We start from the raw sequence: 14767 nt of genomic DNA on the forward strand, positions 1-14767 counted from the left end.
CGCGTCCGCCGCCGCGTCCGCCGTCGTGCGGACCGGCGCGGGCCCGGTGCGCGGCGGCCGGGAGAACGGCGTCACCGTCTACCGGGGCGTCCCCTACGCCTCGGTCGCGCGGCGGTTCGCCCCGCCCGCGCCGCCGGCGCCGTGGAACGGGCTGCGCGAGACGCGCGCGTTCGGCCCGCCCGTCCCGCAGCGCCCCGGACACCTGGCGTGGGTGCCCGGCCTGGGGCCGCAGCCCGGCCCGGCCCGCGAGAACCGCCTGACCCTCAACGTCTGGACGCCCGGCCCCGGCACCGGCCCGCACCCGGTGCTGGTGTTCCTGCACGGCGGCGGGTTCGTGTCCGGGTCCGGTGCGCAGCCGATCCACCGCGGCGAGGTCCTGGCCCGCGACCACGGTCTGGTCGTCGTCACCGTCGACCACCGCCTCGGCCTGCTCGGGTTCGGGTACGACGACGAGATCCCCGCCAACCTCGGGCTCCGCGACCAGATCGCCGCGCTGGAGTGGGTGCGCGACACCATCGCCGCGTTCGGCGGCGACCCCGCCCGCGTCACCCTCGCCGGGCACGGCGCGGGCGCCACCGCCGCGCTGGCGCTGACGGCGAGCCCGGCCGCGCACGGGCTGTTCCACCGGGCCGCGCTGCTGAGCGCGCTGCCGTACGGGTTCGCCACCGAACGCGGGGCCCGCGTGCGGACCGCCGCGTTCCGCCGCGCCCTCGGCCGCGCGCTGCCCCGCTCGGCCCCGCTGCGCGCGGTGCTGGACGCCGAGGCCAGGGCGGTCGCGGCCCTGCCGCCCGTCGAGGGCGTGCTGCCGGTCGCCCCGGTCGTGGACGGCGAGATCCTGCCGCGCCACCCGATGGACGCCGTCCGCTCCGGCACGGCCGCGCGGGTCCCGCTGCTGGTCGCCACCACCGCCGAGGAGACGCGGCTGTGGGCGGCCGACGACCCCGGGAGCCTGTCGCGGGCCGACGTGCGCACCGAGGTGGTGTTCACCCGGCCCGCCAACGAGCTGGCCCGCTGGCACCGCGCCCACGGCTCCCCGGTGCGGCGGGAACTCTTCGAGCACCGCTCGCCGCTGGCCCGCCGGGGCGTCCCGCTGGGCGCGGCGCACCTGGTGGACCTGCCGTTCCGGTTCGGGACCCTGCACGACCGGCGCGTGGCGCCGCTCACCGGGACCGGCCCGGAGGCCGTGGCGCTGGCCGAGCGCGCCACGGCGGCGTTCGCCGCGTTCTGCCACGGCGGCGACCACCGCGCGGAGACCGACCACCACAGCGAAACCCACGACCGAAGGGAGGGACGGCCATGCCGGACGCGCAGCGTGTCGCGATCCTAGGATCGGGCAACATCGGCACCGACCTGATGATCAAGGTGATCCGGACCTCGAAGTCCCTCGACATGGCCGTCATGGCGGGCATCGACCCCGACTCCGACGGCCTGGCCCGGGCCCGCCGCCTCGGCGTCGCCACGACCGCCGAGGGCGTCGAGGGCCTGGTGCGGATGCCGGAGTTCGCCGACGTGACGGTGGTGCTGGACGCCACCTCCGCCAAGGCGCACCGCCACAACGCGAAGGTGCTGGCCCCGTACGGGAAGCGGGTCGTGGACCTGACCCCGGCGGCGATCGGCCCGTACGTGGTGCCGCCGGTCAACCTCGACGAGCACCTGGACGCACCCAACGTCAACATGGTCACCTGCGGCGGCCAGGCCACCGTGCCGATCGTCGCGGCCGTGTCGCGGGTGACGCCGGTCCGCTACGCCGAGATCGTCGCCTCGATCGCCTCGAGGTCGGCCGGGCCCGGCACCCGCGCCAACATCGACGAGTTCACCGAGACCACCTCCCGGGCGCTGGAGGAGGTCGGCGGGGCCGCCCGGGGCAAGGCGATCATCGTCCTGAACCCGGCGGAGCCCCCGCTGATCATGCGGGACACCGTGTACTGCGCGGTCGGCGACTGCGACCACGACCAGGTGCGCGCCTCGGTGGAGAAGATGGTCGCCGAGGTCGCCGCCTACGTCCCGGGCTACCGGCTCAAGCAGAAGGTGCAGATCCGCCCCGTCGCCGACGACGACCCGCTCGCCGGGCTGGCCGGGGGCGGCGGGAACCTGGTCTCGGTCTTCCTGGAGGTCGAGGGCGCGGCCCACTACCTGCCCGCCTACGCCGGGAACCTCGACATCATGACCTCGGCCGCCCTCCGCGTGGCAGAAAGGCTGGCCCTGCGATGACGCACGAGCTGTACGTGCAGGACGTGACCCTGCGGGACGGGATGCACGCCATCCGGCACCGCTACACCGTCGACCAGGTCCGCGAGATCGCCCGGGCGCTCGACGCCGCCGGGGTCGACGCGATCGAGGTCGCCCACGGCGACGGCCTCGCCGGGTCCAGCGTCAACTACGGGCCCGGCGCGCACCTGGACGAGGAGTGGATCGCCGCCGCCGCCGAGGTGATGGAGAACGCCGTCCTCACCACGCTGCTGCTGCCCGGCATCGGCACCATCGCCGAGCTGAGGCGCGCCTACGAGCTGGGCGTGCGCTCGGTGCGCGTGGCCACCCACTGCACCGAGGCCGACATCTCCGCCCAGCACATCGCCACCGCCCGCGAGCTGGGCATGGACGTCGCCGGGTTCCTGATGATGTCGCACATGGCCGACCCGGAGACCCTGGCGGGGCAGGCCAGGCTGATGGAGTCCTACGGCGCGCACTGCGTGTACGTCACCGACTCCGGCGGGCGGCTGACGATGGACGGCGTCCGCGACCGCGTGCGCGCCTACCGCGACGTGCTGGACGACGCGACCGAGATCGGGATCCACGCCCACCACAACCTCGGCCTGGGCGTCGCCAACTCCGTCGTCGCCGTCGAGAACGGCGTGCGCCGCGTGGACGCCTCCCTGGCCGGGATGGGCGCGGGCGCGGGCAACTGCCCGCTGGAGGCGTTCGTCGCGGTCGCCGACCTGATGGGCTGGAAGCACCGCTGCGACGTGTTCAAGCTGATGGACGCGGCCGACGACATCGTGCGCCCGCTCCAGGACCGGCCCGTCCAGGTGGACCGGGAGACCCTGACCCTCGGCTACGCGGGCGTGTACTCCAGCTTCCTGCGGCACGCCGAGGACGCCGCCCGGCGCTACGGCCTGGACACCCGGGACATCCTCGTCGAGGTCGGCCGCCGCGGCATGGTCGGCGGCCAGGAGGACATGATCGTGGACATCGCGCTGGACCTGGTCGAAGGAAAGAACGAGCGATGAGCACCAGAGAGCAGGAGGCCCGGCGCCTCGACGCGACCGACCCGCTGCCGACGCTGCGCGAGGAGTTCCTGATCCCGTCGGCCCCCGGTGGCGACCACGAGGAGTGCGCCTACTTCGCGGGCAACTCCCTGGGCCTCCAGCCGCGCGCCACCGCGGCCCGCGTCGCCGAGGAGCTCCAGGACTGGGCCGAGTACGGCGTGGAGGGCCACACCGACGCCCGCCGCCCCTGGGTGAGCTACCACGAGCTGCTGCGCGAGCCCGCCGCCCGCCTGGTCGGCGCGCTGCCGCACGAGGTCGTGGCGATGAACACCCTCACGGTCAACCTGCACCTGATGATGGCCAGCTTCTACCGGCCGTCCGGCGCGCGGACCCGCATCGTCATCGAGGACACGGCGTTCCCCTCCGACTCCTACGCCGTCGCGAGCCAGGCCGTCCACCACGGCCTGGACCCGGCGGCGGCGGTCGTGCGGCTGCGCCCCCGCGACGGCGAGGAGAACCTGCGCACCGAGGACGTCGTGGCGTTCCTGGAACGCGAGGGCGACACGGTGGCGCTGCTGATGCTCGGCGGCGTCAACTACCTGACCGGCCAGCTCATGGACATGGAGACCCTCACCAAGGCGGGCCGCGCCGCCGGGGCGGTGGTCGGCTGGGACCTGGCGCACGCGGCCGGGAACGTCCCGCTGCGCCTGCACGACTGGGACGTGGACTTCGCCGCCTGGTGCACCTACAAGTACCTCAACAGCGGCCCCGGCGCGGTCGCGGGCTGCTTCGTCCACGAACGCCACGTCGGGAACCCGGACATCCCCCGGCTGTCGGGCTGGTGGGGCACCGACCCGGCGGTCCGCTTCCGGATGGACCCCGAGATCTCCCACCCCGCGTCCGCCGACGCCTGGGCGCTGTCGAACCCGCCGATCCTGTCGCTGGCCCCGGTGCTGGTCTCGCTGGAGATCTTCGACCGGGTCGGCATGGAGGCCCTGCGCGCCAAGAGCCTGCGGCTGACCGGCTACCTGGCCGACCGGTTCGCGGAGATCGGCACGATCGAGGTGCTCACGCCGCCGGACCCGGCCGCGCGCGGCACCCAGCTGTCGGTGCGCGTCGCCGACGCCCGCACGACCGTGACCAGGCTGGCCAGGGAGCACGGCGTGATCGCCGACGCCCGCGAACCGGACGTGATCCGCTTCGCGCCGGTCCCGCTGTACTGCACCTTCCACGACTGCCACCGGGCCGCCGAGGCCCTGGCCGCCGTGACGGCCTGACCCTCGCCACGCGACGGCGGCGCCCCCGGGAGCGGGGGCGCCGCCGTCCCGTTCCGGGATCAGCCGTCGGTCGCGGCGGCGAAGGCCGGGAGGTAGCCCTTGGCGTGGCCCTCCGCCGTGGGGTGGACGTTGCCGCCGTCGATCCACTCGTCGGCGGTGCAGATCTCGTGGCCCGCGAACGCCGGGCGGGCGTCGGCGAACGCGAAGCCGGCGGCGCGGGCGCGGTCGGCGATGACGGCGTTGAGCTGGTCGGACCCGTCGTTGATCAGCTCTCGCTTGGTGGCGTTCATGCCGGCGCAGACGCCGCCCTCCCGGTACAGGTACGGGTAGCCGAGCACGACGACCCGGGCGCGGGGCGCGCGGGTCCTGATCGCGGTGTAGAGCGTGTCGAGGCGCCCGGGGAGCTCGGTGCGGACGAAGACGGCCGCGTTCCGCAGCGCGTTCTGGCAGGCGATGGTCGAGAAGTACCGGCAACTGATCATGGTGCTGGCGAAGCCGGAGTCGTTGCCGCCGATGCTGATGCTGACCAGTTCGGTGGCGGAGGTCAGGGCCGGGAGCTGGGTGTTCTGGACGTCGGGGATCCGCGCGCCCCCGCAGGCGACGAACCTGAAGGCGCCCGGGGAGTTGGCCGCGGCCCACCGCGCCGGATAGGCGTTGCGGCTGCGGGTGCACGCGATGTCGGTGTAGTCGCCGGCACCGGTGCCCGACGAGTAGGAGTCGCCCATGGCGACGTACTCGCGGACCTGCGCGGCGGCGGCCGGAGCGGGCAGCAGGGCGGCGGCGAGCGCTGCGACGGCGACGGGGAGGGCGGGGGACAGGCGCATGAGGCCTCCTTGGGAGCGGGACGCGCCAGTAAAGCCGGGACCGCGGCGCCCCGATACGCCTCGGCGGCCCGAATCGCACGGGCGCCGCGCGGGACGCGCGTCTGGCAGTGGTTTCGGCGCGGCGAGCACCGGCGGGCCGTTCGACCTGGCGCTCCGGACCCGGCGATGTCACCGATGCCCCCACCGATTGGGCGGTGGGCGGAGACGCGGTGCCGACGCCGCCGGAGCGTCGATGCCGTGCCCGGTGCGCACCAGAGGCCCGTTCTCAGCGGGTGTCGTTCCCGGTCGCGAAGTGGCGGACCAGGTCGGTGCGCGAGGTGATGCCGAGCCGTGCGAAGACGTGGCGCAGATGGTGGTCCACGGTGCGGGGGCTCAGCGACAGCCGGGCCGCCACCTCCTTGTTGGTCGCGCCCTCCGCCACCAGCCGCGCGATCTGGCGCTGGCGGGACGTCAGCACGGCGTCGGTGGCGGCCGGGTCGGGTTCGCCGTCGCCGCCCGCGCGCAGCTCGGCCCGGGCGCGTTCCAGCCAGGGCCCGGCCCGGTGCCGCCGGAACACGTCCGCCGCGTCCCGCAGCTGGACGCGGGCCTCCCCGCGCCGGCGCTCCCGGTTGAGGTGCTCCCCGTACAGCAGCGAGGTCCGGGCCCGTTCCAGCTCCCGGCCGCCGGACCGGTGCAGCCGCAGGGCCTCCCGGTAGTGCCGGTCGGGGTCGCCGGTGTCCAGCAGGGCCCGGCAGCGCGCCGCCAGCGCGACGGGCCAGCCCCGGCCGATCTGACCGGCCCACCGGTCGAACGCCGCCGCGGCGCGTTCGGCGCGCTCGCGCCGCCCGGCCCGCACCGCGGCCTCGACATAGGTCGGCACGGCCTCCACCGCGACGCCGGGATGCCCCACGTCCGGGCGGGTGACCTGGCCGAGCCGCTCGGCGGCCCGCGCCCAGTCACCCTCGGCCAGGCTCAGCAGCGCCAGCCCCCACAACCCCAGCGACGACGCCAGGCCCAGACCGTGCTCGGACGCCTCGTCCACCACGCGGTCGGCGTACCGGCCGCAGGCGCGGGCGTCGCCGGTCAGTCCCGCGGCGAGCATCAGCGTGCCCATCAGGGTGCGGGCGCAGTTGAGCTGCCCGGTCTCGCGGGCGAGCCGCAGCCCCTCGGCGGCGGTGCGCGTCGCGGCGGCGGGCCCGCCCAGCCAGCACTCCGGATACGCCTGGTACTGCATGGCGTGCGCCATCGTGGCGGTGTCGCCCGCCGCGCGCGCCAGCGCCACCGCCCTGGACGCCAGCGCGCGGGCGCGCGCGTCGTCGGCGGCGAACAGCGCCCCGTAGGCGCCCCAGGTCAGCAGTTGCGGGTCGGTCATCCGGTCCGCCGCGTCGAGCAGGCGGCGCAGCCGCGGCACCGCCTCGGCGAGGCGCCCCTCGAACGAGCCGGCCACGCCCAGCAGGAAGTCGGCGGCGAACCTGATCTCCGCGCGGTCGGGTCCGGGGGCGTCGCCGAGCAGCGCCGGCAGCCGCCGCCCCGCCCGCACCGGCAGCGCGGCGTCGCCCGCGTACAGCCCGGCCTCCCCGGCCGCGACCAGGGCCTTGGCCGCGAGCGGCCGGTCGTGCCCGGCGAGGTGCCCGGCGGCCGACAGCAGCGCGTCGAAGGCGTCGGGGGCGGCGGCCTGGCGGAGCGCGATGACGCCCTGGAGGTACTGGAGACGGCCCCGCAGGTCCGGGCCGGCCAGGGGCGTCGCGCGGTCCAGGAGCCGCGCGGCGCGCCGTGGGCGGCCCGCCCGCAGGTCGCAGTCGGCGGCGCCCAGCAACCGGCGCGCGCGGCGCTCCCCGTCCCGGCTCAGCCACGCCGAACGCTCCAGCAGCGCGGCGGCCCGCGCCTGCTCGCCCAGCCGGCGGGCCTCGGCGCCCTGGCGTTCCAGCTCGTCGGCGAGCCCGTCGTCGGCGCCGGGCGCCAGCGCCGCCTCGTGCCAGGTCCGCCGCTCGTCGCCGGTCTCGGCGAACGCCCGCGCCAGCGACTCGTGCGCCCAGTGCCGTTCGGCCAGGTCGGCCCCCTGGTAGATCACCCGGCCGAGGTCCGGGTGCCGGAAGCGCACGGCGGTGGCCGACAGCGTCACCAGCCCGGCCTCGGCGGCGGGCGCCAGCGCCGCCGGGTCGAGCCCGGCCCGGCGCGTGACGTGGACCAGCGCGAGCGGTTCCAGCCGGGGTTCGGCCGCCAGCAGCACCAGCAGGCGGCGGCACCCGGCGGGCAGGCGGCGGAACCGGGCCAGGCGCGCGGCGGTGAGCCGGGGGCCGAGCGGCAGCGGGTCGGGCAGCAGGGCGGGCTGCCCGAGCTGCGCGGGGCTCAGCGTGCGCAGCAGCTCCAGCAGCGCCAGCGGGTTGCCGTCGGCGGCGTGCACCAGCACCTCGGGCGTGCCCGGCGCCACCGGCGTCGGCCAGCGTTCGGCGATCAGCCGCAGGCAGTCGCCCTCGTCCAGGCCGCGCAGCGGCAGCACCGGCACACCCGGCATCAGCGCGGCGGGGTCGCCGTCGGTGGCGGCCAGGACCAGCGCCCGTTCCGCGCCGACGCGGCGGGCGACGAACCCGAGGACCCGCCGGGACTCGGCGTCGACCCACTGCAGGTCGTCCAGCAGGACCAGCAGGGGACGCCGGGCGGCGGCCCGCGTCAGCAGCCCGAGCGTCGCGACGGCGACCCGCAGCCGTTCCCGGGGCGGCGGGGTGCGCCGCCCCAGCACCCGTTCCAGGGCCTGGCGGGCCGCCGGGGGCAGGTGGGGGACGCCCTCGGCCAGCGTCCGCACCAGCCGGTGCACCGCCCCGTAGGTCAGGTCCTCCTCCGAGGGGACCCCACCGGCGCGGATCGCGCGGAAGCCCACGGCCAGCCGCACGGCGTGCTCCAGCAGCTCGCTCTTGCCGATCCCGGGGTCGCCGGTCAGGACCAGCGCGCCGCCCTCCCCGCCGCGTGCCTGCCCGACCAGTTCGGTGAGCCGGCGGCACTCGCCGCTCCGGCCGATGAGCGCGTGTTCCGTGCGGGGCCTCATGGGACCTCCTCGGGCCGAACGTCGCCTGGAATAACGTTCGGGGACTTCCACGGACACGGACCCGCCGAGGCGCGCGCCTTCCTGTCCCACCCCGATATCCGGTTGACGTGGCGAGGGCGCCCGGGATGCTGGTCGGATGGACGTTGAAGGCTTTGTGCGCGACGGCTACGCGGTGATCCGGCGGGCGTTCGACGCCGACACCGCCGCGGCGTGCCGCGAGGTGATCTGGTCGGCGCTGGAGTCCCACCGGATCGACCGGGCGGACCGCGGCACATGGCGGATCCCCAGCGTCGAGGCCGAGTGCCCGCCGTCGGGGCCGTTCGCCGTCGCGGCGGGCGGCGCGGCCCTCCTCGACGCCGTCGACACGCTGGTCGGCCCCGGCCGGTGGGAGGCCCCGATCCCCGCGCACGGCGGGATGCCGGTGCGGTTCCCCTCCCCGGACTGGCCGGGCGACACCGGCTGGCACATCGAGGGCAACCGGTGGGGCGGCGAGGACTACTGGACCGACGTGCGTTCCACCGGACGCGGCCTGACCGCCTTCTTCCTGTTCTCCGACACCGGCCCCGGCGACGCGCCCACGCGGCTCGTCGTCGGCTCCCACCTGTACATCCCCCCGATCCTGGCCGCCGCCGGCCCGGCCGGGATGAGCGGCGGCGAGGCGGCCCGGCGGCTGCGGCCCTCCGTGCTGCACCGGCCGGTCGCCCACGTCACCGGCCGGGCCGGTGACGTGTACCTGCTGCACCCGTTCATGGTCCACACCGCGACCTGGCCGCACACCGGGACGACACCGCGGATGATGTCCCAGCCGGGCATCGCCGTTCCCGAAGGCTTCGCCCTGGACGGCAGCGACCCCTCACCCGTCGCCCGGGCGATCGTCCGCGGGCTCGGCTCCGCCCCGGCGTGATGACACCTGCCTTCCGCGCGTTCCCTGGTGGGGGCCAAGCGGCGACGATGCGGAGACGCCGGGGAACGACGGCGGCTCCGGCGAAGAAGCCCACGGCCCCGTGGACCCGCTTGGGGCCGTAGCGCTCCAGCGGCCGGCCGCCGGGGATCTGGGCGATCAGCACCGACCAGGCCCGCGCCTGGATCGTGGACACGTTCGAGGTCGGCACCCGCCCATAACGCGCTGTCCACCGGCTCCGCGCGACAGTGGCGGGTGGTGACGCCGTTGGGCGGGGACGCTAGCTTGCCGGGCATGCGCATGCTGCATCTCGGGCTGCGGGTCACCGACCTGGAACGCTCGCTCGCCTTCTACACCGCGCTCGGATACGCCGTTCTCGGCAGTGTCCCCGAGACGGAGTTCGGCAGTCTGACCATGCTCAAGCTGCCCGACGACCCGTTCGTCAGCCTCGAACTCGTCCACGACCCGGCGCGTCCGGTCAAGGACACCGGCGCCGTCAACCACCTGGTCGTCCAGGTCGACGACCTCGACGCCACGGTCGCCGACCTCGCGGCCGGGGGCGTCACGGCCGAGCCCCCGGCGGACCTGGGACCGGGCATGCGAACGTCGTGGCTGACCGACCCCGACGGCTACCGGATCGAGCTCGTGCAGTGGCCGCCCGGTCACCCCGCCGGTATGACAGCGGCCGACTTCGCCTGACCGTCCGTTGTCCCCCCGGTGCGGGACCTGGTTCCACCCGGCGGAAGCGGGTGGTGCCGGTGGGGACTCGAACCGAACGCACATGCCCGCTCATGATCGGGCACACGTCGGCCGCCGGGCGATGCTCATCCCGGTGCGCGGTCTGCCGGCGAACGAGTTCGGTGACGGGAGCCTCCCCGGCGGTGGCGGGCGCGTCGGACGGAGCTTTGAGGACGAGGGCGGTGTGCTCGGCCGACCGCTTGGCGGTCTTGGAACTCCTGGCACGGTGTGCGTCGGAGGCGGTGCCGGCAGATGATGGCGGCGGCCAGGGCCGGGAACGCCTCGCGGACGTCACCCTGGTCGGCCCACCCGGTCCGCGAGGCCGCGAGCGGGATGCCGTCGCCATCCCGGATCGCATGGCGCCTGGAGCGAGCCCAGGCACGCCCCGCCCGGGCTCGGACCGGTCGTGGGCCGCCTTGACCGCCCGCGCGTGCGAATGGTCGATCACCATCCACGCCCTGCGGTACGGCCGGTGACGTCCCGTTCGGCCCCTACACCAGGCCGCCGTCGGCGACGAGGTTCTGGCCGGTCAGCCACGCGGCGTCCGGGCTGAGCAGCAGCATGACGACGGCGGCGATGTCAGCGGGCGTGCCCACCCGGCCGAGGGCCGTCATCCGCGCCACTCCGGCCACCGCCTCCGGCGGGGCGCCGGCGCGCAGCATGTCGGTGTCGGTGGGGCCGGGTGACACCGCGTTGACCGTGATCCCGCGCCGCCCCAGTTCCCGGGAGGCGACCCGGGTGAGCTGCTCGATCGCCGCCTTGCTGGCGGCGTACACCGACTCGCCCGCGCTGGGCCAGGCGGTGCCGGTGGAGGAGACGCTCACGATCCGGCCGCCCTCGGTCATCCTGCGCGCCGCCTCCTGCACGGTGAAGAACGCACCACGCACGTTGACCGCCATCACCCGCTCGTACGCCTGGGGGGTCAACCGGTCGATCGGCGTATGGTCGATGACGCCCGCGTTGTTCACCAGTGCCGACAGCGGACCCGCGGCCCTGTCGGCGAACACCTCGTCCGCCGTGGCCAGCAGCCGCTTCACCTGGTCCAGATCGGCCGCGTCCGCGCGCACGGCGACGGCCCGCCCGCCGCACGCCCGTTCCACCTGCCGGGCCGCCCGCTCGTCGGCGACGTAGCTGAACACCACCGTGGCGCCGCCGTCGGCCAGCCGCTCGACCACGGCCCGCCCGATCCCGCGCGATCCGCCCGTCACCACTGCCGCATGCATGGATGATCTCCCTTTCGGTTCGAGGAGGCCCCACCATGGCAGCCCTTGCGGAAGCAGGACTTCCGCGAGGTGCGAAATGCTGGACGGCGTGGTCACCAAAGATCCTGCGGCGCGGCTGCTGCGGCTGCTGTCGCTGCTGCAGTCCCGCACCGACTGGCCGGGGCCGGAACTGGCGGACCGGCTCGGCGTCAGCACCAGGACCATCCGCTCCGACATCGAACGGCTCCGCGACCTGGGTTATCCGGTCTCGGCCACCTCCGGCACAGCGGGCGGCTACCGGCTGGGAGCCGGTGCCCGGCTGCCGCCGCTGCTGCTGGACGACGAGGAGGCCGTCGCGGTGGCGATCGGCCTGCGCACCGCGGCGGCCCAGACGGTGGGGGGTATCGAGGAGACATCGCTGCGTGCGCTGGCCAAGCTCGACCAGGTGCTGCCGGCCCGGCTGCGCTCCCGGGTGGCCGCGCTGGCGGCCTCCACGGTGCCTCTGCCCGGGAACGGCCCGGCCGTGGAAGCCGACGTGCTGGCCACCCTGGCCGCCGCCTGCCGGGACCGGCGGCGGATACGGTTCGACTATCGCGACCACGGCGGGAACGCCACCCTGCGCGACACCGAGCCGCACCGGCTGGTGGCGACCGGGAGACGCTGGTACCTGGTGGCCTGGGACGTCGGCCGCGAGGACTGGCGGACGTTCCGCATCGACCGGCTCGCGCCGCGCACGCCCCCGGGGCCGCCCTTTCCCGGCCGCCGACTGCCGCCGGACGAGGCGATCGATGTCGTGACCAAGGGTGTGGCCTCGACGCTGGGTCCCTGCCGCACGGTCGCGACCGTGCACGCCCCGGCCGCGGTCGTCAGCGACCGGATACCGCCGGTGGCCAGGGTCGAGCACCTCGACGACGAGCGGTGCCTGCTGCACATCGGCGCGGCCACGCCACTGACCCTGGCGGTCTACCTCGCCGCGCTCGGCCTGCCTTTCACCGTGGAGGGGCCGGCCGCGCTGTTGGAGGCGTTGCGGCAGGTGTCGCGGCACTGCGCGGGCGCGGTATGAGCGGGGACGTGTGGCTTCGTGGTCGAGACCGGCGGCGGTGCCGGGCACCGTGGCCGCGTCCCGGGGCGGTCACGACGCTCAACCGCGCGGCGGATGCGGGCGGTGGTGTTCGAGGCCGTCCGGGACCCGGCCGGTCGCATCGGTCGCGACCGTCGGCGACCGGCGCGTTCAGCGGTGGGCCAGGACGTTGACCACCCGGCCGTCGGGATCGCGGACGAAGAACCGGCGCACTCCCCACTCCTCGTCCCGCAAGGGGTGCACGATCTCCGCGCCGCTCCGGCGCATGACCGCGTAGGCCGCGTCCACATCGTCCACCTCGACGCTCATGTCGGGGGTGACCGGGGCGGTCCTGTCGCCGGTCACCAAGCTGACCTGCGCCGCCGGGCTGGACGGGGAGGCGAGCGTCACGATCCAGCCGAGGTCCATGACCTCCTCCAGGCCCAGCAGCCCGTAGAACTCCCGGCTCTCCCGCACGGCCTCTGACCGGATGTTGGGCACGACACGGCGAACGGCCATCGACGACTCCTGTCGGAAAACGGCGCGGCGGGCCCGCTCCGTGCAGGCCATCGTCGCCCCGGGGCCGCGTTCGCGTCTTGGACGGACGGGAACTCCGCAGGCCATCCGCGGATGACCGCTCGGAGCCGGATCGGCGGCCCGTTGTTGGTGCGGCGATGGTGGAGGGTTGGCCCGGGCGCGGGCAGGGGTGGGGTGTGGAGTTCGTGCGGGTGTCGCGGTGGGCGCAGGCGTTGGAGGTCAGGGCCGCCTGCCCGCGCGCGGTGCCGGTGTCCGGCGGCACCGACGTGATGGTGGAGGTCAAAGCCGGGCGGCTGCGCCCGGCGATGTTGCTGGACCTGGGACCGGTGGCCGAGCTGGCCGAGTGGGAGCCGGCGGACGGGTGGCTGCGGGTGGGGGCGGGGGTCACCTACACCCGGTTGATCGAGGAGCTGGGGGCCCGGCTGCCGGGGCTGGCCCAGGCCGCGCGCACCGTCGGCTCCCGGCAGATCCGCAACCGCGGCACCCTGGGCGGCAACCTGGGAACCGCCGCGACCAAGGGCGTGTGCCACCCGGTGCTGCTGGCCTGCGACGCCCGCGTCGAACTGGCCGGGGCCACCGGCGGCACGCGCCTGATCGACGCGGACGGCTTCTACCAGGGTGAGCGCCGCACCGCGCTGGCCGACACCGAATTGATCCGCGCGGTGTGGCTGCGCCCGGCGCACGGGCCGCAGTACTTCGCCAAGGTCGGCGTCCGCAACGCGATGACCACCGCGATCTGCTCGCTGGCCCTGACGGTGGACCACGACCGGTGCCGGGTGGGGGTCGGCATCGGCGCCGCCGGGCCGGTCCCGGCGCGCGCCCGGGCGGCCGAGGAGTTCGCCGCCGCCCACATCGACTGGAAGGGCGGGCCCGGCCGTCCCCTGGCGGCGGACGTGGTGGGGCACTTCGCCGATCTGGTGGCCCGGGCCGCCGACCCGGCCGACGACCTCAGAGCCGGCGCCGCCTACCGCCGCCACGCCCTGACCGTGATCGCCCGCCGCACCCTCACCTGGGCCACCACCCCGCCCACGACCCGCCCGGCCGACCATCTGCGGCGACACGGAGGTGAACCATGACCGGCGACAGCGCCACCGAAGGCGACGACGACGTCATCGCGCAGCGCATGGCCGACAACCAGGCCAACTGGGACGCCCGCGCCCGCGTCCACGCCGACAGCGAGTTCTACGACCTGGACCGGCGACCGGCCCACACCCGCTTCCACCCTCGGGAGTGGCAGGACCTGGGCCCGCTGGGCGGACGCACGGTCCTGCACCTGCAATGCCACAACGGCGCCGAGACCCTCGCGTTCGCCCAGCGGGGCGCCCACGCCACCGGGCTGGACTTCTCCGCCGCCAGCCTGCGCGAGGCCCGCCGCAACGCCGACGGCCACGGCGTCGACGTCGAGTGGGTGTGCGCCGATGTCCACGACGCCCTGGACGCCCTGGCCGGGCGCACCTTCGACGTGGTGTACACCGGACGCGGCGCCCTGATCTGGCTCCCCGACACGCGCCGCTGGGCCGAGGTGGTCGCCGGGCTGGTGAGCCCCGGCGGGCTGGCCTACGTGATGGAGTTCCACCCCTTGCTGCTGTCGATCGGCCTGGACGAATCCGCCGCCCCCTCCATCGGGGAGGAGGGGGAACGACTGCTGCGCCACGACTACCTGCCCGGCGACCGGCCCATCACCTCCGACCACCCGCAGACCTACGCCCCCTCCCGTTCGGGACGCGTGGTGGAAGGCGCCACCGTCAGCCACCAGTGGAGCCACACCCCGGTGGAGGTGATGAAAGCGCTCCACGACGCGGGCCTGAACGTCGACCTCGGCCTGTGCTGGGAGACCGACTGGCTCAACACCCGCCGCTGGGACGAGATGGTCCGCGCGGCGCCCGGATGGTGGCGCCTGCCCGACCACCACCTGAAACTCGCGTTGATGTACGGCGTGGGGGCGAGGCGACCCGCCCGGTAGACATCCTTGGCCGCTGCCCGCCCCGGCGGCCAAGGCC

At 75.5% G+C, this 14767-nt stretch carries 13 protein-coding genes; 9 read left to right on the forward strand and 4 right to left on the reverse strand.

Going from position 1 to position 14767, the window contains the following annotated elements; genetic code table 11:
- The 4 genes from AKI01S_RS12365 to kynU form a co-directional block, all read left to right on the forward strand.
- The coding region (locus AKI01S_RS12365) for a carboxylesterase family protein (RefSeq protein WP_067815365.1) at positions 1-1327 on the forward strand (1327 nt) is incomplete at its 5' end.
- On the forward strand, positions 1297-2211 hold the full coding sequence (locus tag AKI01S_RS12370) for an acetaldehyde dehydrogenase (acetylating) (protein WP_067815368.1): 915 nt from the start codon (positions 1297-1299) through the stop codon (positions 2209-2211). The genes AKI01S_RS12365 and AKI01S_RS12370, both read left to right, overlap by 31 nt.
- On the forward strand, positions 2208-3227 hold the full coding sequence (gene dmpG / locus AKI01S_RS12375; protein WP_067815371.1) for a 4-hydroxy-2-oxovalerate aldolase: 1020 nt from the start codon (positions 2208-2210) through the stop codon (positions 3225-3227). Before AKI01S_RS12370 ends, dmpG begins: the two co-directional genes overlap by 4 nt.
- Positions 3224-4483 (forward strand): kynureninase, encoded by a 1260-nt coding sequence (gene kynU, locus AKI01S_RS12380; protein WP_067815374.1) that lies wholly within the window; start codon positions 3224-3226, stop codon positions 4481-4483. Before dmpG ends, kynU begins: the two co-directional genes overlap by 4 nt.
- Positions 4484-4542: 59 nt before the next feature.
- Here kynU and AKI01S_RS12385 read toward each other — a convergent pair whose 3' ends face one another.
- Positions 4543-5307 carry an SGNH/GDSL hydrolase family protein gene (locus AKI01S_RS12385; RefSeq protein WP_067815377.1) on the reverse strand — a complete coding sequence of 255 codons (765 nt, stop codon included), beginning with the start codon at positions 5305-5307 and terminating at the stop codon, positions 4543-4545.
- Between the two features lie 265 nt (positions 5308-5572).
- Positions 5573-8329: a helix-turn-helix transcriptional regulator gene (locus tag AKI01S_RS12390; protein WP_083999429.1), complete on the reverse strand. Its 2757-nt coding sequence runs from the start codon at positions 8327-8329 to the stop codon at positions 5573-5575.
- 136 nt (positions 8330-8465) lie between these two features.
- Here AKI01S_RS12390 and AKI01S_RS12395 point away from each other — a divergent pair, with 136 nt between their 5' ends.
- Both AKI01S_RS12395 and AKI01S_RS12400 read left to right on the forward strand, forming a co-directional pair.
- Positions 8466-9233 (forward strand): phytanoyl-CoA dioxygenase family protein, encoded by a 768-nt coding sequence (locus AKI01S_RS12395; protein WP_067815380.1) that lies wholly within the window; start codon positions 8466-8468, stop codon positions 9231-9233.
- 291 nt (positions 9234-9524) lie between these two features.
- Positions 9525-9929 (forward strand): VOC family protein, encoded by a 405-nt coding sequence (locus tag AKI01S_RS12400; protein ID WP_067815383.1) that lies wholly within the window; start codon positions 9525-9527, stop codon positions 9927-9929.
- A 530-nt stretch (positions 9930-10459) separates the two neighbouring features.
- Here AKI01S_RS12400 and AKI01S_RS12410 read toward each other — a convergent pair.
- Positions 10460-11191 (reverse strand): SDR family oxidoreductase, encoded by a 732-nt coding sequence (locus AKI01S_RS12410; RefSeq protein WP_067815390.1) that lies wholly within the window; start codon positions 11189-11191, stop codon positions 10460-10462.
- Between the two features lie 76 nt (positions 11192-11267).
- On the opposite strand from AKI01S_RS12410, the gene AKI01S_RS12415 reads away from it, so the two are divergent.
- A complete protein-coding gene (locus tag AKI01S_RS12415; protein WP_067815394.1) occupies positions 11268-12233 on the forward strand; it encodes a helix-turn-helix transcriptional regulator in 966 nt (321 codons plus the stop codon).
- A gap of 168 nt (positions 12234-12401) precedes the next feature.
- Here AKI01S_RS12415 and AKI01S_RS12420 read toward each other — a convergent pair whose 3' ends face one another.
- The gene (locus tag AKI01S_RS12420) at positions 12402-12749 is read right to left on the reverse strand and encodes a VOC family protein (RefSeq protein ID WP_067815397.1); all 348 of its coding nucleotides are present in this window, start codon (positions 12747-12749) and stop codon (positions 12402-12404) included.
- Positions 12750-12943: 194 nt separating this feature from the next.
- Here AKI01S_RS12420 and AKI01S_RS12425 point away from each other — a divergent pair, with 194 nt between their 5' ends.
- Complete coding sequence (locus AKI01S_RS12425) at positions 12944-13843, forward strand: FAD binding domain-containing protein (RefSeq protein ID WP_067815400.1); 900 nt, start codon at positions 12944-12946, stop codon at positions 13841-13843.
- Entirely contained in the window at positions 13840-14730 is an 891-nt protein-coding gene (locus AKI01S_RS12430) for a class I SAM-dependent methyltransferase (RefSeq protein ID WP_067815403.1), read from the forward strand. Before AKI01S_RS12425 ends, AKI01S_RS12430 begins: the two co-directional genes overlap by 4 nt.
- The last annotated feature ends 37 nt before the right edge of the window (positions 14731-14767 follow it).

Origin of the sequence: Actinomadura kijaniata NBRC 14229 (genome assembly GCF_001552175.1) — a bacterium.
In the GTDB taxonomy this organism is placed as follows: Bacteria; Actinomycetota; Actinomycetes; order Streptosporangiales; family Streptosporangiaceae; genus Spirillospora; species Spirillospora kijaniata.